This window comes from Halorhabdus rudnickae, assembly GCF_900880625.1.
GTDB classification, from domain to species: Archaea; Halobacteriota; Halobacteria; order Halobacteriales; family Haloarculaceae; genus Halorhabdus; species Halorhabdus rudnickae.
Window position 1 is genome coordinate 1,460,660 of record NZ_CAAHFB010000001.1, and the last position, 24,162, is coordinate 1,484,821.

Here is a 24,162-nt window from a genome sequence, read left to right on the forward strand (position 1 = left end):
CGAGGCATAGTTTCTGTCGGCTCGCCGCGGGCACAACGGCTAAGGTCGCGCCGGCCGAACGCTGGGACACATGAATCAGCTCCGCGAGTTCACCGAAGCGATCGGCGAGAGTGTGCTGGAGAACGTCGGGCGAGCGGTCGGCCGCACCCAGGAACACACGCCGTTGCCGGTCGACCTGCTGGAAAGCGAGGAAGCCTACCTGGCTGTCTTTGACGCGCCCGGTGCCGTCGGTAGCGACGTACAGGTTCGGATGAACGGCCGGACGATCGAGGTGCGGATCGACCGCTTCCGGGAGTACCGTGAGGGATTCGAGATGCGCTTCCCGGGACGCGGACAGACCCTCGACGGTCACGTGACCCTACCGGCGGAAGCGAGTGTCGAGGGAGACGACGCCAGTGCGACCCTTCTGGAAAACGGGACGTTACAGGTTCGGCTCCCCAAGAGTGACGACGGCACGACTGTCGACGTTGCTGAGCACCAAGACGAGGAACACGACGACGGCGAGCACGAGCACGACGGTGAGGATGAACACGACGATGACGAGCATGCCGGTGCGGACGAACACGGCCACGACAAGTAAGTCGACTCAGGCCGGTGAGTTCGGCCCGGCCTGACATTCTGGCCCGGAGGGCGGTTCCCAGTCGGTCGCGAGTTCCAGCAACTGGACGAGCATGCGAGCGGTTGCTCCCCAGACGGTGTACCCGTCGACGTGGAAATAGTGCAAGCGGACAGACCCGTGGGACGGGTGCTCGCGACACTCCGTCTCGTAGTTGTCGAGGTTGATCAGTTCGGCCACCGGGAGGACGGCGATCTCCGCTACCTCGGCGTCCCCCGGTTCGTACGTTCGGTCCGGGATCCGACCGACGAACGGCCGGATCGAATAGTCTGTAACGGTCAGGATGTCGTCGATCCGACCGACAACAGTCGCCTCAGACGGCGAGAGGCCGACCTCCTCGCGGGCCTCGCGCAGGGCCGTCTCCTGCAGGTCGGCGTCGAACGGTTCGCGACCGCCACCCGGGAAACTCATCTGACCCGGGTGATCCTCGAGGTCTTCGGAGCGCTTCGTGAACAGGATGTGAGGGCCGGCAGGCCGCTCGACGATTCCCGCAAGCACCGCCGCTTCCCGCTCGCCGGACACTGTCGCGGAGTCGTACTCGACGACCGGCCCGAGGTCCATGGTCGAAAACAGGTTTTCCCGACTCTTAACTCGCTCGGGCGATCACTCCGTTTTCGTACCTTCGAGGGCATCATCGAGCCGAACGCGCGTCTCGGCAAGGTCGACCGGGGCCCAGGCCTCGAGCTCGTAGCTGACGTCGAGCAGCCGCTGGATACGTTGGCGGTCGCCCGCCGCGACGGCTCGCCCGGCGTCACTCCGGAACCGACGCTCGGCGGCAGTCGCCAACCGTTCGCGATCGACGGTCCGCTCGTCGATATCGAGGATGTGGGGCAGATCACGAGCGTTTTCGGGAAGTGTGGGAAACGCGACCGGCCCCGCGACGAACAGTGGTGGGGTGTCGTCCTGAAGTTCGATCAAGTGATAGGAGTCGACTGCGTCCGCGACGATATCCCCGAAAAACGCGGGGTCACGCTCGATGCCGCGCTTGTAAGCGAGTTCGGCGAGTGCCTGCCGGAGCGTCGCCGGCGGGAGCGCGCCGAAGAGATCGACCACCCCGGCGATCTCGTCGGGAGTGATATCCATGGCCGAGCATCCGGGCCCCCGTCCCTTCAATCATCGCGTCCGGAGCACACCGCACCCTCAGACAAGCGCCCGTTCGAGAGCGTCCGTGGCCACCGTCGCGATCCGTTCGGGATCCAGTTCCGTCCGTTCCCAGGCCGGCAGTCGATCATCGGAGTTGGGGGCGACGACGGCCTCGGCGTAGGTCTCGACCTGATCGCGTTCGTCGGCCCGGTCGTATTCGAGCCCGTTGAACGCCGCGTCGGCGGCGTAGCGATCGACGAACGACGATGCTGTCTGCCGATACCGATCGGGGAGCGTCTCGTAATCCGGTGTGACGCCGTGGCTCTCGGCCGCACGAGCGACTGCGGCGGTGACCTCCGTCGCCATGTCGCTCAACCCTGCGGGACCGGCGACCGAACGATGATCGTGCTCGTGAATGCCGAGATCGACCTGGGACGTCCCGTCGAATCCGGCGACATCGTAAGCGTCCCCGAGCGTCCCGACCTCGAGTCCCCAGCCGCGGGGAGTGGCCAACTGACGGGCGAGATCAGCAGTTGCGGCGAACTCCCCTGCCAGGGCGTACCGGAACGCACCGAGGTATGCGAGGATCGGCGCGTCGTGGGCGTCGGCGAGTGTGCGAACCAGCGGTGCGTACAGCAGCCGAAACAGCCGGCCGTACAGGCGCTGGTTCTCGACGCGGGCGTAGTAGCCCTTCGTGAACTCATAGCCGTTCGCGAGCGGGAACAGCAGTCGCGGGACGTGCGTCTCGGCGTAACTCCGGGCGTCGGCGTCGTGGACGACGACATACTCCGTGCGGGCAGCGGCCAGACCCAGTGCGAGCCAGACGTCACGACCCTTCCCGCCCGAACCATCGAGTCCCACCTCGGCGAGAACCGACTCGACGGCCGGAGCCGAACACCAAAGCGTCGTCAGCGGCAGGTCGAACGTCGACAGCCAGTCCGTGATCGCCGGCAGGCGGTCTGGAGCGGCCCGTAAGGCCACGATCACCTCCCGTGGTTCGACTGCAGCTAATTTCGAGAGAACGCGTTCGGCCGCCAGCGTGGTCCCGTCCCGGCCCGTCATGGGAACGACCACGGCGGCACGATCGGTCGGTGCTGTCGGTGTGGCACCACCGAAGTCGTGGAGGGTCGCGATCCGCTCTTGGACGTACTCCATCCGAGGGAACTCCGGGCGGGACGGGCAGAAAGGTTACGGCTGGGGCCAAGCATCACTCCGTAGCGACGGGCGGGACGTGACCATCCACTGTATCGGGCGCGGGCTTTTTGTCAGGTGCTCACATACTACGACGTATGCAATCCGTCAGGAAGGGTCTCCGGGCGGGCGACCTCGAGAAGGATACCTACGAGCGCCTGCGCTGTACCGCCTGCGGTGAAGAGCTGAAGACCGAGAACGACCCCGATGCGATCGGGTCGGTGCGCGTCTGTCCGGAATGTGGCGGAGAGTGGAAACAAGTCGGATAGCCGGCAGTGACACCGACAGCGAGCAGTCGGCACTCACACGTCGAAACCGTTCGAGCAGTCGGAGCCGGTCGTCGATCCCGGAGAGAACTCGTTTTCGCTCTGATGCCGATCTACCTTCGCCGATAACTTCCTGCCGTCGGTCACTGTCTGTCGCCGGTCATCGCGTCGAACAACCGTTCGTGTAGCTCCTCACGGGTAATACCGTCACCCGGACCGATCCCTTCCATGTGGTCGATCTGGACCTGGCCCCCACCCATCCGGGCGTGTCCGCCGGCCTCGGCCATCGGGATGTCTTCGATGGTCGCCTGTAACGCCTTGCCCATATGGACGCGATCGTCCCGGGACCGACCCGAGAGGTGAACGGTACCGTCGGTGTCTCCGAACACGACGACAGCCGTCACTCCCTCCAGCCGGAGGAGTTCGTCGGCTGCCTGCGGGACGGCGTCGACGTTCGAGATCGTCCCCACGTCGCTGCAGGCGAACGCGCCGCGGACGTCACGCTCGATGATCGCCCGCGCTTTGACCTCCAAGACCTCTGTGTCGACCTCCGGGTTGGCGATCCGGTCGAGCGATTCCTCGTCGATCCCACAATAGAGATAGGCCGCAGCATCGAACTCGGCCGGTGAACACCCCTTCGTCAGGTTCTTCGTATCGGCCTGGATGCCGTACAGCAGGCCCGTCGCGACCGCGGGCGGGAGCGTCTCGCCGGTTTCGTGTCCGTCGTGATTCTCCGGGTCGATCGGGTCGAGCCCGACGTCCTCGGCGTACTCCGTGACGATAGTCGCAGCGGCGCCGTAATCAGGTCTGACGTCCGTGAACGACGATCCTGTCCCGCCACCGGGATGGTGATCGATCACGGCGACCGGGGAGACCTGCTCGTCGCCCGTGAACCCGCGGGGTTCGTTGTGATCGACGAGCACGACGGCGTCACCATCGAGTCCCGCCGCGGCCTGGATCCGATCCAGATCCAGATCGAGGACGGTCTCGAACGCCCGATTCTCCTGGTGGCGGATCAGTCCGGGATGCTGGAGTGTCGTCTCCGTATCAACCGTCGCGGCGAGTTCAGCCACCCCCTGGGCGGCCGCCATCGCGTCGGGATCGGGATTCGGGTGCATCAGGACGCTGATATGGTCGTACTCCGCGAGAACGCGGCCAAGTCGCTCCCCGGGTGAGCGAGTCGTTCGACGAACGACGAGGGCGAGGACGACGAGAGCAGCAAGGGCCGCAACGAACACGGCCGCGGCGAGCAGCGAATCGGCGGCGACACGATCGAGGAGTTCGCCAACACCCGCCTGTGCAACCGTGCCGGCGCCAGCGGGGCCCGGTACCGACATACGGACAACTGTCTCTCCGATCTGTTAAGAATGTTCGCCAACGGAAAAGAATACCCGACCTCAATCGTCCAGTTCGCCCGTTTTGTAGGCCTCTATCGCCGCTCGGTACCCCTCTCGGTAGGTCGGGTATGCGAATTCATAGCCCAGCGTTGCCAGCCGGTCGTTACTGACACGCTTGTTCGCGCTGATACGGCGGCTCGATTCGTCGTCCTCGCCAGTCAGCCGCTCCTCGATGGTTTGTTTCGGCGGGAACGGCTCATCACACTGCTCGGCCAGCCAATCGGCGAAACCCCACTTCTCGACCGGTTCGTCGTCGACGACGTTGACGACGGCGTCTCGCCCTGCATCCGACTGCAGCAGGAACGCGATCGCACCCGCCGCGTCGTCCCGGTGGACCATGTTCAGATAGCCCGCAGTGACGGGGCCCTCGAGATAGCGTTCCAGGCGGTACCGGTCAGGACCATAGAGCCCACCGAAGCGCGCCACCGTCCCGTCGATCCCGTCCGGGATATCCAGAGCGATCTGTTCGGCCTCTGCAAGCACACGCGTCTTCTCGGTGGCCGGCGACAGCGGCGTATCCTCCGCGACCCACGCGCCGTCGTGATCGCCGTAGACGCCCGTACTGGAGGTGTAGACGAGCCGGTCTGGCGAGTCGTCGCGTCCGTCGAAATGTTCGATCGCCGTCCGGAGCCCCGTGACGTACGTCTCGCGGGCGGCCGCAACGTCCCGCCCGCCCGCGCTGGCTGCGAAGACGAGCCAGTCGGCGTCCGGCACGCTCGCCAGGGAATCCGGATCCGTGACGTCCGCCCGGACGGGTTCGGCACCTGCCGCCTCGACGGCCGCCAGTCCGTCCGCCGAGCGACGGACGCCGACGACGTGGTGATCGTCCAGCTGTCGGGCCAGTTCACAGCCCACGTATCCACAGCCAAGGACGACGACGTGGGTCACGATTCCCCCGCGATCGCCGCCTGAATCCGGGCGTACTCCGCCAGCGTCAGCGGATGGCGGCCCTCGATCTTCGCCTGGAGTTCCTTGGCCTGGACGTCCCCGTCGAGACGCCTGGCGAGGGCGTCGACATCGAGGACAGCACTCGACATCCCGAGCAACAGCCGGTCGCGCGCATCGGCGGCGATGGCGTCGGCGGTCCGGTCATCGACGATGGCGAGGATCGCCGTCGCCTCGGTCAGCGTGATTCCGTCGTTCTCGCCGGCAGCGACCTCCTCGACAATGGCGGGATCCAGGTCAGTCGCCTCCGCGATCTCGGAGACGCCGGTCGCCTCGATCGCGTCCCGGAGCGTGCGTCCGTACGCCTCTCGCAACGACCCGGGGGAGTGGTCGGCCGGATCGACGTCAGCAAGCATGGTCGCCTTACGCGTGGCACCCACAAGGGGGCGTCGCCATCGGAAACCTGGGGGACCCGATCGTCCGAGTGATGGTCTCGAGGACAGTGCGGGGGTGGCGGCGCGAACCAAGTTTGATAACCCTTGCCATCCAAGTACCACTGGTACGATGGATATTGCCGATATAGCTACCCGCGAATACGTGGAAGTCGACGCCGATGAACGCCTGGGGAAGGTCCGGTCCATCTTCGAGCGCAAGAACCCCAAAGGAGTCATCGTCACTGACGACGGGAGCTACGCTGGCGTGATTACCCAAAAACAGCTCGTCCAGTCACACGTCGAGGACCGAGCGAAAGCGTCTGCCCTGATGCAGCACGCCCCCAAAGTCGAGCGGACGGCCGACGTCCGGGAGACCGCCCGCGTCCTCGTCGAGAGCGGGACCAAGATCGCACCCGTCTTTGAGGCCAACAAGCTCTGGGGGGTCATCACCGACGACGACATCCTCACGGCGGTCTTGGACAACTTAGACGCCCTCTCGGTCGGTGACATCTACACGGCCGACGTGACCACTGCCACCGAGGACACCGAGGTCGGCCAAGCGATCAACCAGTTGCGCAAGCACGGCATCTCCAGGCTGCCTGTCCTCGACGAGGACGGCTCTCTCACCGGGATGGTGACCCGTCACGATATCGTCGACGTGGTCGTCCGCGACATGGACAAGGCAACCACCGGTGAACGCGCCGGGGACGTCGACCGTATCCTCGATCTCCCCGTCTACGACGTGATGTCCAACCCCGTCACGACGACCACCGTCGAGGAGAGCGTCGAGGACGCTGTCCGGCAGATGCTGGAGAACGACTACGCCGGCCTCGTCGTCACGCCCCAACGGGACGACTCGCTGGTAGCCGGCATCGTCACCAAGACGGACGTTCTCCGGGCACTCACCTTTACCGAAGAGGAGCACATGGACGTCCAGATCACCAACATCAAGTTGCTGGATACGATCTCCCGCCAGGACGTCCGCGTCGAAATCGAGGAGGTCGCTGACAAGTACCAGGCGATGCAAGTCCAGCATGCCCACGTCCGCTTCCAAGAACACAAAGAGAAGCTCCGCGGAACGCCCCTGATCAGCTGCAAGATCCGGCTCCGAACCAACAAAGGCCAGGTCGCCGGCAGCGGTGAGGGTTACGGCGCAAAGACCGCTTTCAACGTCGCCCTAGACAAGCTCCAGCGCAACGTCCTCGAACTGAAAGGCGTCGAGAGCGACGAGGAGTACCGCGGCCAGGTACTGCGGAAACTCGGCGAGCTGTAAGTCCCCGTTTTCGTCTCGGTGTCGGGGGCTACTGATTTCCCGGAAGTAGTGTGGGGCCAGTTGGGAGGTCTCCGGAAGTTCGATCGGGCATCACGTTTCGTCTCGCCCAGTAAAAGGTGAGAGAGGTCGGCGACCAATCGGTAGCATCCGGCGGTCGAAGCCCGCGGTTCACTGCGCGTGAAGCGACAGCGCAGGACGGTCCCGTGACGGTTTGTAAGGAGTGTGAGCGCGGGCCGTTCACACCCGAGGCAGGAAACGGATCACTGGAAGCCGATACGGTCGGACCCACGGCGGCGGTCAGGTTCCGGGGCGCCGCCCTTGAACTCGTCTGCCATCTGCTCGAAGTACTCGCGGATGTCGTCGTCGATCGTCGGGCGGACGTCCTCAAGGGCAGTCCGGAAGTGGCTCATGCCGATCTCCTCGGCGTCCTCGTTCTCCCGGAGGGCGCGGATCGCCGCCTCACGGCTGATCGACTCCAGATCGCTGCCGACGTAGCCGTCGGTGACCTCGGCGAGTTCACGCAGCGAGACGTCCGGCGACAGCGGCGAGTCGGCGGTGTGAATCCGCAAGATTTCCTCGCGGCCCTCGACGTCGGGTTCGCCGATGTAGACGAGCCGGTCGAAGCGACCTGAACGGATCAGTGCGGGATCGATCATGTCCGGGCGGTTGGTCGCGCCGATGATCATGACGTCCTCCATGTCTTCGAGGCCGTCCATCTCGGTCAGCAACTGGTTGACGACGCGTTCGGAGACGTTCGAACCCGTGCCCTGCCCGCCACGGCCGGGGGCCAGCGAGTCGAGTTCGTCGAAGAACACGACCGTCGGGGCGACCTGCTTTGCCTTCCGGAAGGTCTGGCGGATGGCCTTCTCACTCTCACCGACCCACTTGCTCAACAGCTGGGGGCCGCGCACGGAGATGAAGTTGGCGTCGGTCTCGTTGGCGACGGCCTTGGCCATCAGCGTCTTGCCCGTGCCGGGTGGCCCGTAGAGGAGGACGCCACTGGGTGGGGAGACGCCCATGCGCGTGAACTTCTCCGGACTGGACATGGGCCACTCGACGGACTCCTGGACTTCACTTTTGGCCGTCTGGAGGCCGCCGACGTCGTCCCACGACACTTTGGGCAACTCGACGAGGACCTCCCGCATCGCCGACGGGGAGACCTCGTTCAGCGCGCCCTTGAAGTCGTCGCGCTTGATGATCATCCGGTCGATCAAGCTCGGCGGAACCTCTTCCTCGTCTAAGTCGATCTCGGGGAGGTACCGCCGGAGGGCCTTCATCGCGGCCTCCTTCGTGAGGCTCTCGATGTCAGCGCCGACGAAGCCGTGGGTGTCTTCGGCCATCCGGCCCAGATCCACGTCGTCGCTGAGTGGCATCCCGCGGGTGTGGATCTGGAGGATCTCCTCGCGGCCCATCTCGTCGGGGACGCCGATCTCGATCTCCCGATCGAAGCGACCCGGGCGACGGAGGGCGGGATCGACCGAATCGACGCGGTTGGTCGCCGCAATGACGACGACCTGGCCGCGCGATTCCAGGCCGTCCATCATCGTCAGCAACTGAGCGACGACACGCCGTTCCACTTCGCCGGTGACGTCCTCGCGCTTGGGCGCGATCGAGTCGAGTTCGTCGATGAAGATGATCGAGGGAGCTTCTTCGGTAGCATCCTCGAAGATCTCCCGCAACTGCTGTTCGCTTTCCCCGTAGTACTTCGAGATGATCTCCGGGCCCGCAATGGAGAAGAAACTCGCAGAGGTTTCGTTGGCGACGGCCTTCGCCAGCAGCGTCTTGCCCGTCCCGGGCGGACCGTGCAGGAGGACGCCCGAGGGGGGCTCGATCCCCAGTTTCTTGAAGATCTGGGGGTGTTTCATCGGCAGCTCGACCATCTCCCGGACCCGCTGGATCTCCTTCTCCAAGCCCCCGATGTCCTCGTAGGTGATGCCGCCGCCGGTCTTCTCGTAGCCCGAGATCGGCTCTTCGCGCAGCTCGACGTCGGTATCCTCGGTGATGAGCACGACGCCTTCGGGCTCGGTCTCGACGGCGATCAGCGGGATCGCCTGGCCCGGCGAACGCATGAAGGGATGGTTCGTCGAGGACATCACGGGGACGATGTCGCGCTCGACGACTGGACGCTTCAGGATCTGGCGTTTGACCATCCCAGCGGCGTCGCTACCGAACTGGACGCTGGCTTCTTCGGGTGGCGCAAGCACCAGTGAGTCGGCCTTTTCGGCCTCGGCTTTGCGAATCTCGACTCGTTCGCCGATCCCCACGTCGGCGTTCTGGCGCGTGAAACCGTCGATACGCACAGTATCAGTATTCCAGTCCTGGCGGTCCGCGCGCCAGACCTTCGCGGCGGTCGTCTCGCCGCCCTCGATCTCGATGATATCACCAGGGGAGAGCTTCAGGTGCAACAGCGTGTCGGGGTCGAGGCGCGCGATACCCCGGCCCGAGTCGTTCGGGTAGGCTTTCGCGACCTCTAGCTGGACTTCGTTCATGAGGGGAGTGTGTCACACTCGGGCATCCCGAGAGATATGCTTTTTGCTACCGGGAACAGAGCCAGCCGGAAGCCGGCCCCACCGTCGGTGTCGTCGCCACCAGGGAACCGGCCGTTTTTGTCTCCGTGGCGTCACCGTCTCCCCATGCAGACGATCGCGTTCGACGGCCGGATGGGCGCCAGCGGTGACATGATCCTGGCGGCGCTGCTCGACGCCGGGGCCGATCCGACCGTTCTGAAACCCGTCGCGGACACACTGGACGTCGAATACGTCCGCGGCCACACGACGACAGGCGGCATCCAGGCGGCGACGGTCGACGTTCGGTACGCGGACGATTCGGGCGGTGACGCCGGTATACCCGCGGGCGAGGGCGACGAAACCGGACACAATCACGACGAAGGCGCTCACGAGCACGACGAAGCTCACGAGCACGACAGTGGGCACTCCCACGACCGATCTCATGGCCACCCGGTCGAAGGACACGGACCGACGCGGACATATACCGAGGTCGTCGACACCGTCGAAGCAATGGGTCTGCCCGAGACAGTCCAAACGCGGGCGCTTTCGATATTCGAACGCCTGGGCACGGCCGAGGCGGCCGTTCACGGGACCGACCTCGAAGCGACGCACTTCCACGAGGTCGGGGCCGACGACGCCATCGCTGACGTGGTCGGTGCTGCGCTCTTGCTCGAAGACCTCGATCCCGACCGAGTCGTCACGACGCCACTGTCGACGGGCGACGGCGAGGTCGAGATGGCTCACGGGACGACGACGGTGCCCGCACCGGCCGTCGTCGAGATCGCTGCCGACGCCGACTACACGATCCAGGGCGGCCCCGTCCAGCGCGAACTCCTGACGCCAACCGGAGCGGCCATCCTCGCCGAAGTAGCCGAAGGCGTCGAGTCGCTGCCGGCCATGGACGTGACAGCCTCGGGCTACGGGGCGGGGGATCACGACACCGACGACCGGGCGAACGTCCTCCGGGTACTCGTCGGTGAGACGACCGGCGACCTCCGTCGCGAGGCGATCACGGTCCTGGAGACGAACGTCGACGACGCGACGCCGGAAGTGCTGGGCGGCCTCCAGGAGACCCTCGTCGAGGCTGGCGCGCGGGACGTCTCGATCGTCCCCGCGACGATGAAGAAGGCCCGGCCCGGTCACCTGATCAAGGTCGTGGTCAAACCCGAAGATGCCGATCGCGTGGCCCGACGGCTGGCCGAAGAGACCGGCACGCTGGGCGTTCGTGAACACGGGGCTGGGCATCGCTGGATCGCAGACCGGGAGACTCGTACTGTCAAGATCGAAGTCGAGGGCGAATCCTACCACGTCGACGTGAAGGTCGCAACCGACCGCGATGGCGCGTGGCTGGACGCCAGCGCCGAATACGAGGATGCCCTGGCGATCGCCCGGGAGACCGATCATCCCGTCCGCAAAATCATCGAGCGGGCCGAGCGGGCACTCGGCGAATAGGCGACTGCGACGGTCACTCCTCGCTACCACGGTGTTGGGCCAACGCTTCTTCGATGCTCAACTCGCCGGCCGCGACCCGACGGGCCAGCCGTTCGTCGATCGCCCGGTTGTCGGCCCCGGCCTCACGCGAGCGGTCCTTGATACGCTGGAGCTCGCCAGCGGTTGGCTCGATGTCGATCGAATCGACGCGCTTGCCCTCGATCCGGGCGATGTTGACCGCTGCGAGGACGTCGCCCATCCCCCGGGCACCCGTGCCGAGGTAGGGGGTCGTCCCGGTCTCGTCGACGACTTCGACGGGGACATCTGCCAGGTCGTCGACGATCCGTGAACCGACCAGCCGCGCGCCATCGCCGATCCGGACCAGCGGGTCGGTCGCCCCCTCGATCTCCCGGCGCACCACATCACCCACCTGTGCCGCAGGGACCTGGAAGGCCCCGATCACCACGTCGCCAGCGAGCACCGCGATCCCCGGCTTCTCGCCAGGGTCGACGCCGACGATCACCTGCCCTTCCCCGCCCCGCAGAGTCGCGAGCAGGTCCTCGACGGCCCGGCGAGGTTCGGCTGGATCGGCTTCGACGACTGTCACGTCTTCGAGTCCGTCGATCGAGTCCTCTGGACCCACGACGACCGCCTCGGTCCGCTCGGGGAGTGGGTCGTCGGGTTCGATCGTCGTGAACGTCACGCCGCGGTCGCGTAGCTCCGTGACCACACCGTGGTACAGCTCGAAGTCCGCGGTGGCGACGACGATCACTGATTGTGGTTATGTGGCCCGGGAAATAAAGCCGCCGCGAACCCGCAGCACTCGTTGGGTTGTCCACTTTGTCCTGTGCACCCGTCGAGGCCGAACCTCGTTCGGCCTCGCGGCTCGTACTCAGCGCTTGCGCGTTCGGGAGCCTCCGGGCGGTGCAACGGGAAACCGGCGGTTGCACATCCTTAATGGACCGGCGGCGTGAAGGGCCGACGATGACCGACGACAGCGCGGCGGCGCTACTCGAGCACCTCGATCTCGGGGAGTACGAGTCGACGGCGCTGACGCAGTTGCTCACGCTCGGGCGGACGACGGCGCCGAACCTCGCCGAAGCGACGGGGATCCCGCGGGCCCGGATCTACGACGTTCTCGGGACGCTCGCAAACGTCGGATACGTCAAAGAAATTCCCGGGCGACCGAAGGAGTACGAGGCCAGACATCCCGAGGAGATCGTCGATCGGGCGATCGAGAACCGCCGACAGTCCTTCGAGTCCTTCCGGACCGACGTCGAGTCGGCCCGGACGGAGTTCCTCGCGCAGTTCGGGCCACTGTACGAGCGCGCCAACGAGGACGTCACGCCGACCGAGGACCTCTTTCACGTGGTGGACGTCGGCGAGCCGAGCGAGACAGAGACCCGAACGCTCTATCGGAGTGCCGACCGCGAGATCGAAGTCCTGACCAAGTCCTTCGAGTACTTCGAGTCGATCCGGCCGGCCTTCGCCGACGCCGACGAGCGCGGCGTCTCGATCCGCGTTCTCCTGCTCGATCCGTCACACCTCTCGGATCACAATCGTTCGATCCAGACCGATGTCGTCGAAACACTCAACACGGAGTTCCCGGACGTCGAACTGCGCTTCAGCAACGAACGCCTCCCGTGGCGCGGAACGATCGTCGATCCGAGCATGGACTACGAGACGGGAAAGGCGATCGTCCTGGTCGAAGAGAAAGACATCCCGCTGTCGATGCGACAGGCCGCCGTCACCGAGAACGGGTCGTTCGTCGCCGGACTTGGCCGGTACTTCGAGTTGATCTGGGCACACGAGAGTTCGCCTGTCGAGTGACACGCTCAATTCGACTTGAGCGGCCTCCGAGCGGGACGCTGTAGACCGCACAGAGTGACTGGTTCGTCGCTTTCGAGGTGAGAAGCGCTAACGAGCTCGAATTGGTCGATACCGACAGTGGACTGCCTACTCAATCAGTCCAGGTGACGGTCGAGACGGTCACGGACCGTCGCCTCGATCGAGTGGCGAACCTCCCAGCCGAGCGTCTCACGGGCGGCTGCGGTGTCGACACTGAACTCCGAGACGAGCGTCTCGTCTCCGGCTCGGGGATTCTCGACCAGTTCGACGTCGGCGTCGATACCGTACTCCCCGGCGATGGACTGGATCCGCTCGGCGACGGTCATGACGCTCGGATCCTCGTCGCTGGCGATCTCGTATCGTTCGACACCAGTCTCACCCGCCGCGAGTTGTTCGGCGAGGCGTTCGGCGCTCCGGACGTACGCCCGGGCGACGTCCTTGACGTGGATGTAGTTGCGCGCTTGAGTGCCTGGTTCGTAGACGGTCAGCGGTTCGTCGGCGAAAAGTCGACCCAGGAAGAAGTTGATGACCGTCCCCTTCGAGACGGTTCGGTCCCCGACCTCGTGGCTGCCATAGAGGTTCGACTTCAGGAACAGGTGAGCCGGGAACGCACCGTCGGCGTAGGTCTCGACGGCCTGTTCGCCGAGCACTTTCGTCCGGCCGTACCAGTTCATCGGATCGCGGGGCTGCTCGGCGGTGATCGGGAACGAGTCGGGATCCCCCAGCACGGTCATGCTGAACGGGAACACCATCGCCGCACCGGTCGTCCGGCAGAACCACGCGACGTTGTTCGTCCCGACGACGTTGGTCTCGTAGGTGAGATCAGGATTGTCCGCTGCATCGTCGACGCCGCTGATGGCTGCCAGGTGCATCACGATGTCGGCACCCGCGAGGGCGTCTGCGAGGCGGTCGCGATCCCGGACGTCGACGTGTTCGACGGTAACGTCACCGATCTCACGGACGTCGCCGAGATAGAAGTTGTCGATCGCCGTCAGTTCCCAGTCGGGGTGGGCGTGCTGTAAGCGATCGACCACGCGCGAGCCGATGAAGCCCGCCGCGCCAGTGACGGCGATCGAAAGCGGGTCGTCGGAATTGGAGCCATTACCTGTCATGTATCGATTTCCTGTCGTTCGCGGAGAACGGCTGCGAGGTCGCGGATGCCCTCCCGGAGGGTCCACTCGGTCTCGAAGCCGGTCTCGTCGAGGCGATCGAAGTTAACGTGATAGGAGGGGCCGGGATGTTCGTCCTCGAGGTAGGTCACGTCCACGGGGGCGACCTCCTCGCTGACGATCTCGGCGATCTCGCTGATGCGATAGTTGTCGGCGTCGCTACCGACGTTGTAGACCGGTTGGGGCCACGATCCGGGGTCGCGGGCGGCGTGGTCGAACGCACGGGCAGCGTCCCGGACGTGGATGAACGGCCGCCAGTTCGAGCCGTCGCCATAGACCGTCAGGGGTCGGCCGGTCAACGCCCGGAAGACGAAGTGATTGACCACGAGGTTGAACCGTACCCCCGGGGCGTGGCCGTAGTTCGTACTCATCCGGAGGGCGGTCGCGTTCGCGCCGGTCTCGTCGGCAAACTCGGCGACGACCGTCTCGGCCTGCACTTTCGCCTCGGCATACGGGTTCAACGGATCGGGCTCGGTGTCCTCGTCAATATCGGTGGTCGCTGTGCGGCCGTAGTTGTTACACGACGAAGCGAAGACAAGGTTCTCGACGTCGAGTTTCCGGGCCGCATTGACGACGTTCTCCGTCCCCTCGCGATTGACCGCCATCGTCTCTTCGCGGCGATCGTGGGTACTCGCCGCACCGGTGATCGCCGCGAGGTGGATCACGGTGTCGATACCGCGCATAGCGTTCTCGACGTCACCGTACTCCCGGACGTCGCCGCGCCGGAACTGGAGATCGCCATCGACGCGGGCTTCCAGGAGATGTCGGGGCGAGCCGCTCGCAAGCGAGTCGAGCACGACGATCCGGCTGACGTCGTCGGCGTCGGCGAGTTGCGGGAGGAGGGCGCTACCGATGTAGCCCATCCCGCCCGTTACGAGGACGTCCATGACCGACAGATCACTCCTCGTCCGCAGTCAGCACGCCGGGGAGGAACCGATCCTCGTGGGCCGTGATCCGATCCTCGTACCCGAGGAGGGTGTCCAAGATCGACCGGACTCCCGCCTCGAATGTCGTTCCCTGGCCGTCGATGAGGGCGGCGTAGCGGTCGTTCTCGATCTCCATCTGGTGAGTCTCGTCCTCGTCCCGGGGGTTCTCGTAGTGTTCGACCGCGACGTCGAGATCGAACTCACCGGCGACGTCGGCGATGGTCTCGGCAACTTCGACGATGGAGATGGCCCGGGTGACCTGGTTGTAGACGACGTGATCGGCCGGTCGATCCTCGGGATCACCGAGGGCCAGTCGTGCCAGCCCTTCGACAGCGTCCTCCATGGCGATGAAGGGCTTGCGCTGCTCGCCCTTGCCGTAGACGGTCATCGGATAGCCCGCGACGGCCTGAGCGGCAAAGCGGTGGGCGACGACGCCGAAGTAATAATCGAAGTCAAAGCGCGTCGCGAGTCGCGGATCGGCCTCGGTCTCCTCGGTTCCCGTGCCGTAGGTGATCGCCGTCCGCACGTCGCTGATAGGGATGTCGAACTGCGAGTGCGCGAGGCGCATGTTCGCCGCGTCGTGTGATTTAGAGTTCCCACACCAGACCGGGTTCCCATCACGGCGAACCAGAATAATTCCACCATCGACCGTGCAGCAATACACGGAACCATCGTACTGTTCACGACCAAACGCGTCGCCACCCTGGTTCGTCTGTACACACCAAGACGGACTGATAGCCACCCGGTACTCGCGTTTCGTTTGATAGTTGTCTTGGTCGCTTCGGTCGAGATGGTGGATCGTCGCACCGTATCCGAGTTTAAGTGCGATTTCCTGTACGTCGTCAGCCAGCCTTTCGTTTGACGTGTAGAACGTCCACCCACGACCGTTTTCGCTTCCGTCACCCTCGATGAGAGCTTCGAGAAGTACTTCCAGACGATCACGCGACAGATTCCGCATCCACTCGGGGATACGTTTGTCGTCCTTGAACTGCCGCAGATAGGTCGCTAACTGGTGGTCAGAGAGCTCGACGTATTCCTGCTTGTGATCAACGTGATGGCGGACCTTTTCTCGGTCAAATCCAATTTCCTCGAACAACTCAGCCAGATGTTCGCCCTCCGATTGATAGAGTCGGACGTTACTCGTCTGTCCGGCCTTGCCAACGGTACCTTCCGTCACCCACCAGCCGAAGAAACGGAGCCACGCGTCGATTTCAATTTCGCGCTGCTGCAGTCTGATGACTTTCGCGTGGTTAACCTCACGATCACACCCGGGGAGTTCGAAAGATTCGAGATCAGTACCGTTCCAATCCGGGAACGACGTGAAAATGCACGGATGCTGGTACTCGTCACCGAGTCGGTCAGCTTCGACGACTTCCCGTCGATCCTCGAAGGTTTCGTGACCACCCTGCGCCCAACTTGTCCCGATAAGCATCCGGTGATTTGGCGTCACCCGCAAGTCGACACGGCGGTTGGAAACGGTCACCATCTCGCCGGAGTAATCGTACGCTTGGACGTCGGTGGGCGTCGTCCACCTCGTCTCGCCTGTATCGACATCCATCGACATAACCTCGTCCTGTGCGGTCAGGTCGGGGAAACGTTTCCACCCTTCCTTCGTTAGAATCTCCGTCTCGTCGTCGTAACATTGGTGATACCAGCTGCCCGCCATCGCCGGGAACGGCACCTCGTCGTCCTCGCCCTGGTTTTCCATCGTCGCGCCGCCCTCCGGGATCGGGAATTCGGGGGCGCCGTAGACGCCGGTCGTGGTCGTCTCGATGAAGTGGGTGTCCGTCAGATCGTGTTCCTCAAGTCCCCACAGCAGGTTCCGGGTGGCCTGCATGTTGTTGTGCTGGGTGTAGTTGGCCCGCTCGCCGTTGATCTGCGAATAGGGGGCGGAGGGCTGGGCGGCCGTATGGACGATCGTGTCGGGTTCGTGGACCGCGAGCAGTTCCTCGACGAAGGCCTTCTCGACGAGGTCGCCCTCGACGAAGGAGAGGTTCCTGACGCCGTGGACCGCCTCGGCGGCCTCGATGCGTTCGTCGACCGAGGCGATCGGGACGCCGCTGACGGAGCCGACTTCCTCGACCCACTCCCGCCGGGCGAAGTTGTCCACCAAGATCACGCGGTCGTCGGTGCGCGTGGCGATGCGCAGGGCGGTCGGCCAGCCGATGTGGCCGTCACCCCCGGTGACGATGATCGTCATGTGTTACTCACGCCGTGAGTAACTACCTCAATAAGTCTTCCGTTCGGAACAGATCATGACGTCGTCGACTGGCGGACCTACAGGCCGCGACCAGTGGCGTCTCGGCAGTTACTCCACGGTGACGCTCTTGGCGAGGTTCCGCGGTTTGTCGATCGGGCGGTCGAGTTTCGCGGCGGTGTGATAGGCCGCAAGCTGGAGTTGGACATTCGCCAGCACGGCAGCGGTCCGGGGCGAACTTTCGGGGATCGAGAGGACGTGATCGGCGTACCGGGAAACATCGCTCTGGCCGTCGGTCACCGCCACGACCGGCGCGTCTCTGGCCTCGACCTCCTTGACGTTGCCGATGGTTTTGCTGGCCTGCTCGTCGTCGCCGGTCACGATAGCGAAGACGGGTGTATTGCTCGTCACGAGAGCGAGGGGTCCGTGTTTCAACTCGCCGGCGGCGAAGCCTTCGGCGTGTTTGTACGTGATCTCTTTCATCTTTAGAGCACCTTCCAGGGCGACGGGATACTGCAGGCCACGACCGATGAAGAAGTAGGCGTCGCTGTCGAGATACGCCGTAGCGATCGCCTCGGCCGCCGAGTCATCGAGCACTGCCTGGACGTTCGCGGGGAGGTCACGCAACGAGGCGATAGCCTCCCGGTCGTCCTTGCTCGGGGCCATCCCGATCGAGAGCAGATTCAGCGACGCCAGCTGGGAGGCGAAAGTCTTGGTCGCGGCGACGCCGATCTCCGGTCCCGCCTTGATGTAGAAAACGTCGTCGCACTCGCGGGCAACCGTCGACCCGACGACGTTGGTCACGGCGAGCGTCCGAGCGCCACGAGAGCGGGCCGCCCGGAGCGCCGAGAGCGTATCAGCGGTCTCGCCGCTCTGGGTAACGCCGACGACGAGTTCGTCGCCGATCGGCGGCGGTGCGCTGGCGTACTCACTCGCAAGGAACGCCTGAGCGGGGATCCCGGCAGCGCGAAACAGCTGGGCGCCGTACAGCGCCGCGTGATAGCTCGTCCCGCAGGCGACCAGGTGGACGCCACGCGGATGGAGATACGCCAGATCCCCGATCTCGACCTCGCCCGCGAGTTCGTCGACCCGCTCGGAGAGACACTGCCGCAACGCCCGGGGCTGTTCGTTGATCTCTTTCTGCATGAAATGATCGTAGCCGGCCTTGCCTGTCTCTTCTGGGTCCCACTCGACGGTATCGACTTCGGGATCGGCAGGCTCGCCCGCGAGGTCCGTGACGGTCCAGCTCGCCGACGACACCCTGACGAACTGGCCGTCCTCCAGATAGACCACGCGGTCGGTGTGTTCACGGAACGCCGGAACGTCACTCGCCAGGTAGTACTGCCCGACGCCGTCAGTCTCGTCACCGATCCCGAGCACCAGCGGCGAGTCGTTGCGGGCGGCGAAGATCGCCTCACACCCGCCGATCACGGCAGCGACGGCGAAACTCCCCTCTAGTCGGGAGACTGCTTCTCTGACAGCCGATTCGGGATCGGCCCCGTCCGCCAGTGCCGCTTCGATCAGGTGCGGGACGACCTCCGTGTCGGTGTCGCTCCGGAACGTATGGCCCGTCTCGCGGAGTTCGTCTCGAAGCGTCTGGTAGTTCTCGATGATGCCGTTGTGGACGACGGCGACCTCGCCGGTACAGTCAGCGTGGGGATGGGCGTTCTCGTCGGTCGGCGGGCCGTGGGTGCTCCAGCGCGTGTGCCCGATCCCGAGCGCCCCCTCGGGAGCGACCGTCTCGACGGCCGTCCTGAGGTCGTCGATCGAACCCGACTGTTTGACTACCTTGAGGGCCCCGTTTCCCAGCGCGACGCCGGCCGAATCGTACCCGCGATACTCCAACGTCGACAGTCCCTCGAGGAGGACATCGGTCGTCTCAGGCCCGTGGCCGACACAGCCGATGATGCCACACATCAGCGCCGCACCTCCGCGTCTCCCGGAACGGAGCCGCTCACGTGGACGCCCGTACCGATCCTGGCGTTCGGGCCAACCAGCGTTCCGGGAGCAAACGACACGTTCCCTTCGGCACGCACCCGATCGGCCAGTAACGCACCCAGCGGCCGCCCTTCGAGGATCCGGTTGTCGACCCGGACTTCGGCCGGTCCGCCCGGGACGACGCTGCCCGCACCCACGCGAACGTCCTGTCCGGTGACCGCCTCGACGAGCGTTGAGCCTGGCCCGATTCGCGTATCGTCGTCCAGCACTGCGGTAGTGACCGTCGCATTCGCGCCGACAGTAACGTTCCGTCCGAGCGCGACATCCGGACCGACGACCGCACCTGGCCCGACCTCGCTGTCCGGGCCGACAACGGTCGGTCGCTGGACGGTTGCCGTCTCGTGAACCCGTGCGCTCTCGGCGATCCAGACGCCACGCTCGCGCTCGCCGACGGTCGGGACGCCGTCAGCAAGGACTTCGCGAGTCAACTCCAGAAGGTCCCAGGGATAGGTTGCGTCGACCCACGTGCCATCGGTCTCGGCGGCCCCCACCTGCCGATCGTCGATCAAGCCCACCAGCGCGTCAGTCAACGCAAGTTCACCACGTTCTCGTGGCGTCGCCTCGATCCTCGCGAAGATAGACCCCTCGAAAGCATAGACCCCGGCGTTAATTAATCGATAGTCGTCGGCATCCGGTTTCTCGACGAGATCGGTGACGACGTCCCTCTCGACATCGACGGCACCGTACTCTTGGGGATCTGGGCCGTCCAGGACCGCCAGCGTGGCCGCCACGTCACCCTCAGCGAAGCGGTCGGCGACATCGCCGACGATCGTCGGGTCGATTAGCGTGTCGCCGTTGACGACCAGCATCGACCCGTCGACGGCGTCGCGGGCTTCCAGCAGGGCATGACCGGTTCCCAGTTGCTTGTCCTGGCGGACGTACGTGATCGGTCGGTCCCGGTAGGATGGACCGAAGTAGTTCTGGACGCGATCACGCTCGTACCCCACGACAAGGACGAGTTCCTCGATACCAGTCTCGACGAGTGCGTCCAGAACGTGCTCTAAGATCGGCCGGGTGGCCGCCGGAAGCATGGGCTTTGGCCGGTTGCGCGTCAACGGCCGCAACCGGGTCCCCTCGCCCGCCGCGAGGACTACTGCCGTCTGAATGCTCATGTGGGTGGCAAGCGTGGCACGCGCTTGAACGTTCTGGGCCCCCAATCCGCTCTCGCTCGCCCGGTCTCGACCTACTGGTTGCCCATCTCCTCGCTGGCGACCTGTCGACCGCGGGAGGTCATCTCGACTTCAGTCCGTTCTCTGATCGTCTCGATGACGTCGAGTTCGATCAGCCGATCGAATATCTCCTCGATCTCCTCGACGTCGCTGTCGACGAACTCGGGCAGGTCAAACGGCGAGACGCCCGAGTGCAGTGCCATGACGATCTGCTGTTCGATTGGTGAAAGATCCAGATTCGCGCGATTGCGCTCGGCCCCCTCCTGAAGTATCTCCTCTAAGATGGTCACCTGTTTGTCCTCGCCCGTCAGGTTGGTCTCGACGCTCGTCCCCGCCTCGTCGGTATGTTCTACCTCGAAAACACGGCGTTCGGTGCCATCGACAGTCTGTTGGTCGGTCTCGACGTCCCCGATGTCGTCCCGGTCGATCGTCACGTACTGCCCATCCGAGAGCGCCAGTTGGAGTGCCTCGTCTGTGAGCTTTATCTTCGCCCGCTGCCAGTCGGCACCCTGAACGACGCCGCCTTTCACCGCGGGATGCTGGACGTAGACGATCGTGTTGTCGACGAACGCCCGGTAGAGATCCGTCTCGAACTCGTCCTGTTCGGGCGCTCGCAACAGCAGGACGTCCTCTTCCTCGACGTGGAGCGTGACGTAGCTGGCGACGCCCGCCGCGTTCTGATTGACGTCGTAGCGGCCACCGACGTCGGTGATTGTCTCGAGTGGGATCGTCTGCTTTTCCTCCGCGAGAAGGACGATCCGTGCCGTCGTGAGGACGATCCGACACTGCGTCCAGTCAGCGTCCTGTACCTCCCGGCCGCCACGGACTGCCTGAAGGAACTGCCCGCGATCGTCCATCAACTTGCGCTCGTCCTCGCTCATTCCGGCGATCCTTATTGCCGAGTACTCGCGCCAGACGATTAGGAGTTACGGCCGGCGGCGATCCCCGACGGTAGAGCCACCGCTGTTCGACGTGAAAGAATGAAAAACCGCACGTCAGAACCGCTTTCGGCGGTCAGTCGTGGTTCGAGTAGACGGATCACCGATCAGTGCGTTACTGGTCGCGGCGGACCGCGAGCAGCGCAGCACCGATCAGCGCGAGCACAGCGAGCACGGCCGTGAAGCCGGGTCCGCTGGTCTCGGTGGTTTCGGTTGCCGTGCCAGTGTCCGTCTGGGTTGCCGTTTCGGTTGCCGTTGCGGTTTCCGTCTCAGTTGCGGTTTCCGTTGCGGTTTCCGTTGCGGTCATCGTCTCCGTTGGCGTCGTCACGGACTCGGCGAGTTCGAACTCCATCGTGTCCGTGGCTTCGTCGTCGTCAGCGCGGAGCGTGTAGGAACCAGTCTCGACGTCGGACATGTCGAGCGTGGTTTCCCACGTGCTGGTCGAGCCGTCGACTTCGGCCTCGGAGCTCACAACCACATTGTCTTCCTCGTCGAGGACTTCAACGAAGACGAGCGTCCCGCCCTCACGGTTGGATTCGCCCGTGATCGTCACTTCTTCCTGGGCGGCCTGCCCGTCACTCGTGAAGTCGTCGATCGAGAGAGACGGATTCTCTCCGGTGAAGCTCAATTCGACGATTTGATCGTCCGAAGCGGCACCACTGTAGTCGTCGAGAATGATGTCGACGGCCTGCTGCTGCGTTCGGCTGATCCCATCGCCAAGGTTCGTAGCGTCATTGTCACCGGTGACGGCAAATCTTCCGTCACGGCCTTGACCGATCACGATGACTTCGTACGTACCGCGGCGGTTGAAGTTACTGAAGTCTTCCTCCCAAGTATCGTCATCATCGACCGAGATCTCGGTACCCTCGTCGGTGTAGAGACCGTCGGTATACAAGTCACCACGCGGACCAACGATGAACATCTTGACTTCGTCGGTACCGGTCCCAGTGCCGGAGACGGTGAGTTCGTCACCGACGTCTACAGCCATCCGCTGGGTGCTGAGTTCGGCAGTGAGATCACCCTCGACGGTCCGAACAGTCACTGTCGCGGTCGTGTCGAATTCGCTGTAGGCGTCAGTCGAGAGGCTGTTATCAGTCCCGGTATCCTCTAGGTCGACACCTGGCACGTCGTCCGTCGGATTAGCGACTACGGAAATCCGATAGGCGTCTGCCAGATTGAGGTGGGCTCCCGAGGCAATGTCGACTGACCAGGAACCGTCACTGTCGACGCTGTCGGTCGAAGCTGAACCGCTATCGTCTTGAAGTGGGACGTAACGATTGTCGATCCGGGCGTAGGCTTTCACGTCGTCGGCTTCCGGTGCACTACCGGAAAGCGTGAACTCTTCGCCAATACTGACGACGGACGTCGCATTATCGATCGAGATCGCCTTTGCGTTCACACGCAAGTCGACCTCGTCGTCGGAGTCGACAGTTGGGTCGTCCCCTTCAGCGACTTCGACCGTCACAGTGCTATCGTCGTCGAGATACTGCGTCTGGATCTGGAAGTCCGCTGCACCGTCGTCACCGAGGTCGACGACAGCATAGTGGTAATCGTTGGCAGTACCACGATCTTCGACATCGGCAGTGTTGCGGAAGACGTCAAGCGCGGTAGCGTCGTCGATCGAGTCGTCCGTATCGACGCGGACGTGGGCGAGCGTACCCGGCGTTCCTTCAGCAGTGCCGGTCACGCGCTGACCCTGCGTGACTTCTTCCTCACCGAGCGAGAGAGTCGTGTCCGTACTCCGAATCGTGAACGACTCCGTGCCGCTGTAATCATCGAGCTGGTCTGCGCCCTCGAAGGTGACGTCGTACGCACCGGCGTCAAGATCACTAACGTCGATCTCGATGGATGCGCCGTCCGCGTCGAGGCTGGTAACGTCGGCCACGCTGTCAGTGATCTCAAGACCACTGTCACCTTCTTCGACGATCAGGGAAACGCCCTCAACGTCTTCGAAGTTGAAGTCGACTTGGGCCGTGACAATGTCTGAATCGGACGGGATCGTCTCACCGGTGATTTCGGCACCATCAGTGCCCGAGCCGAGATACAGTTCGTCGACACCAACGTCCGGCGCGCGGACGAAGATGTCAGCCCGCTCGTCATCGTCAACGTCGTAGGAACCGGTTGCGACACCGCCGAAGTCGAAGTCAGCAGCGTCGTCTTCCTCAAAGTTGCCGTCAGCGTCACCGGCGAGGCCGGTGAGACCGACGCTCTGGTCGTCCTGGATTACGCCGCCGTCGGTAAGGGCCAGACCGGTGAGGTCAGCCGACTCATCCACGTAGACGACGTGGGGCGGGCTGTCCGGACTCGGGAAGCGATCGGACGGGGTCGTGTCGCCGTCGTCGCCGTCGTCGCCGTCGTCGCCGTCGGTTGCGACGGTGATCTGGCTATCGCCGGTGATCGTGAGGTCACCGGGCGAAGCCGTGCCGTCGAACGTGTACGTGTCACCGTCCGAGGCACTCTCGGGAACAGTCACCTCATAGGTGACTGTATACGAGGTCTCGGATCCGGTGGGCTGGTTAAATGTCACTTCACCGTCGTCGACGTTGTCCAGACTCCCAAGACCATCGATGATCTGGGCATCGAGCGCCGAGTCGAAGGTGTCTGAGATCTGGACGCCGGCGGCTTCGTCAAGCGTGACGTCGACCGTTACTTCAACCGTATCGCCCGGTTGAGCTGTGCTGCTGGCAATGGTCCGATCGGCATTGGTGACCTCCTGCGCGGCAACAGCGCCAGAGAAGGCGACTGTACCGGCAAACACGGAGAACACCATTAGCGCGGCAAGGAATATGCCACGCACTTTTTCCGCTGTGTCAGTTGTCATAGTTGTGTGCGTT

At 64.3% G+C, this 24,162-nt stretch carries 19 protein-coding genes and 3 pseudogenes; 5 read left to right on the forward strand and 17 right to left on the reverse strand.

What is annotated here, in order from left to right:
- Positions 1–70: 70 nt before the first annotated feature.
- A complete protein-coding gene (locus BN2694_RS07285; protein ID WP_135663776.1) occupies positions 71–580 on the forward strand; it encodes an Hsp20/alpha crystallin family protein in 510 nt (169 codons plus the stop codon).
- A gap of 6 nt (positions 581–586) precedes the next feature.
- Here the strand turns inward: BN2694_RS07285 and BN2694_RS07290 are convergent, their stop codons facing one another.
- Genes BN2694_RS07290 through BN2694_RS07300 form a run of 3 tightly spaced genes read right to left on the reverse strand, consistent with a single transcriptional unit; the run spans position 587 to position 2,854 of the window.
- Complete coding sequence (locus BN2694_RS07290) at positions 587–1,177, reverse strand: NUDIX hydrolase (RefSeq protein ID WP_135663777.1); 591 nt, start codon at positions 1,175–1,177, stop codon at positions 587–589.
- A gap of 42 nt (positions 1,178–1,219) precedes the next feature.
- Positions 1,220–1,699 carry a DUF7109 family protein gene (locus BN2694_RS07295; protein WP_135663778.1) on the reverse strand — a complete coding sequence of 160 codons (480 nt, stop codon included), beginning with the start codon at positions 1,697–1,699 and terminating at the stop codon, positions 1,220–1,222.
- Between the two features lie 57 nt (positions 1,700–1,756).
- Positions 1,757–2,854, reverse strand: a complete 1,098-nt coding sequence (locus BN2694_RS07300; protein ID WP_135663779.1) for a glycosyl transferase family 2 — start codon at positions 2,852–2,854, stop codon at positions 1,757–1,759.
- A 134-nt stretch (positions 2,855–2,988) separates the two neighbouring features.
- On the opposite strand from BN2694_RS07300, the gene BN2694_RS17045 reads away from it, so the two are divergent.
- Entirely contained in the window at positions 2,989–3,159 is a 171-nt protein-coding gene (locus tag BN2694_RS17045) for an HVO_0758 family zinc finger protein (RefSeq protein WP_167879981.1), read from the forward strand.
- Positions 3,160–3,299: 140 nt separating this feature from the next.
- Here BN2694_RS17045 and BN2694_RS07305 read toward each other — a convergent pair whose 3' ends face one another.
- Genes BN2694_RS07305 through BN2694_RS07315 form a run of 3 tightly spaced genes read right to left on the reverse strand, consistent with a single transcriptional unit; the run spans position 3,300 to position 5,854 of the window.
- On the reverse strand, positions 3,300–4,493 hold the full coding sequence (locus BN2694_RS07305) for a DHH family phosphoesterase (RefSeq protein ID WP_135663780.1): 1,194 nt from the start codon (positions 4,491–4,493) through the stop codon (positions 3,300–3,302).
- Between the two features lie 60 nt (positions 4,494–4,553).
- Positions 4,554–5,441, reverse strand: a complete 888-nt coding sequence (locus tag BN2694_RS07310) for an SDR family oxidoreductase (protein ID WP_394346576.1) — start codon at positions 5,439–5,441, stop codon at positions 4,554–4,556.
- Positions 5,438–5,854: a DUF5791 family protein gene (locus BN2694_RS07315; RefSeq protein WP_135665503.1), complete on the reverse strand. Its 417-nt coding sequence runs from the start codon at positions 5,852–5,854 to the stop codon at positions 5,438–5,440. The genes BN2694_RS07310 and BN2694_RS07315 overlap by 4 nt, the downstream gene beginning before the upstream one ends.
- Before the next feature lie 148 nt (positions 5,855–6,002).
- Here BN2694_RS07315 and BN2694_RS07320 point away from each other — a divergent pair, with 148 nt between their 5' ends.
- Positions 6,003–7,145 (forward strand): CBS domain-containing protein, encoded by a 1,143-nt coding sequence (locus tag BN2694_RS07320; protein ID WP_135663782.1) that lies wholly within the window; start codon positions 6,003–6,005, stop codon positions 7,143–7,145.
- Between the two features lie 260 nt (positions 7,146–7,405).
- On the opposite strand, the gene BN2694_RS07325 is transcribed toward BN2694_RS07320, so the two are convergent.
- Complete coding sequence (locus BN2694_RS07325; protein WP_135663783.1) at positions 7,406–9,634, reverse strand: CDC48 family AAA ATPase; 2,229 nt, start codon at positions 9,632–9,634, stop codon at positions 7,406–7,408.
- 144 nt (positions 9,635–9,778) lie between these two features.
- Between BN2694_RS07325 and larC the strand changes: the two genes are divergently transcribed.
- A complete protein-coding gene (gene larC / locus BN2694_RS07330) occupies positions 9,779–11,104 on the forward strand; it encodes a nickel pincer cofactor biosynthesis protein LarC (RefSeq protein ID WP_135663784.1) in 1,326 nt (441 codons plus the stop codon).
- Positions 11,105–11,117: 13 nt separating this feature from the next.
- On the opposite strand, the gene BN2694_RS07335 is transcribed toward larC, so the two are convergent.
- A complete protein-coding gene (locus BN2694_RS07335; RefSeq protein WP_135663785.1) occupies positions 11,118–11,855 on the reverse strand; it encodes a hypothetical protein in 738 nt (245 codons plus the stop codon).
- A 212-nt stretch (positions 11,856–12,067) separates the two neighbouring features.
- On the opposite strand from BN2694_RS07335, the gene BN2694_RS07340 reads away from it, so the two are divergent.
- Positions 12,068–12,913 carry a TrmB family transcriptional regulator gene (locus BN2694_RS07340; protein ID WP_135663786.1) on the forward strand — a complete coding sequence of 282 codons (846 nt, stop codon included), beginning with the start codon at positions 12,068–12,070 and terminating at the stop codon, positions 12,911–12,913.
- A 134-nt stretch (positions 12,914–13,047) separates the two neighbouring features.
- On the opposite strand, the gene BN2694_RS07345 is transcribed toward BN2694_RS07340, so the two are convergent.
- The 9 genes and pseudogenes from BN2694_RS07345 to BN2694_RS07375 all read right to left on the reverse strand — a co-directional run bounded on the left by BN2694_RS07345 (position 13,048) and on the right by BN2694_RS07375 (position 24,149).
- A complete protein-coding gene (locus BN2694_RS07345) occupies positions 13,048–14,043 on the reverse strand; it encodes an NAD-dependent epimerase/dehydratase family protein (RefSeq protein WP_135663787.1) in 996 nt (331 codons plus the stop codon).
- Positions 14,040–14,987, reverse strand: a complete 948-nt coding sequence (locus BN2694_RS07350) for an NAD-dependent epimerase/dehydratase family protein (RefSeq protein ID WP_135663788.1) — start codon at positions 14,985–14,987, stop codon at positions 14,040–14,042. Before BN2694_RS07350 ends, BN2694_RS07345 begins: the two co-directional genes overlap by 4 nt.
- Before the next feature lie 10 nt (positions 14,988–14,997).
- A pseudogene (locus BN2694_RS17645) lies at positions 14,998–15,615 on the reverse strand (NAD-dependent epimerase/dehydratase family protein); the annotation flags it as partial.
- 189 nt (positions 15,616–15,804) lie between these two features.
- Positions 15,805–16,692 (reverse strand): annotated as a pseudogene (locus BN2694_RS18010) (LAGLIDADG family homing endonuclease); the annotation flags it as partial.
- Positions 16,672–17,226: pseudogene (locus tag BN2694_RS17655) on the reverse strand (NAD-dependent epimerase/dehydratase family protein); the annotation flags it as partial. The pseudogenes BN2694_RS17655 and BN2694_RS18010, both read right to left, overlap by 21 nt.
- A gap of 108 nt (positions 17,227–17,334) precedes the next feature.
- On the reverse strand, positions 17,335–19,140 hold the full coding sequence (gene glmS, locus BN2694_RS07360) for a glutamine--fructose-6-phosphate transaminase (isomerizing) (RefSeq protein WP_135663790.1): 1,806 nt from the start codon (positions 19,138–19,140) through the stop codon (positions 17,335–17,337).
- On the reverse strand, positions 19,140–20,333 hold the full coding sequence (gene glmU, locus BN2694_RS07365) for a bifunctional sugar-1-phosphate nucleotidylyltransferase/acetyltransferase (RefSeq protein WP_135663791.1): 1,194 nt from the start codon (positions 20,331–20,333) through the stop codon (positions 19,140–19,142). The genes glmS and glmU overlap by 1 nt, the downstream gene beginning before the upstream one ends.
- Before the next feature lie 71 nt (positions 20,334–20,404).
- Entirely contained in the window at positions 20,405–21,271 is an 867-nt protein-coding gene (locus BN2694_RS07370; RefSeq protein WP_135663792.1) for a CheF family chemotaxis protein, read from the reverse strand.
- 172 nt (positions 21,272–21,443) lie between these two features.
- A complete protein-coding gene (locus tag BN2694_RS07375; RefSeq protein WP_135663793.1) occupies positions 21,444–24,149 on the reverse strand; it encodes a surface glycoprotein in 2,706 nt (901 codons plus the stop codon).
- Between the last annotated feature and the right edge of the window lie 13 nt (positions 24,150–24,162).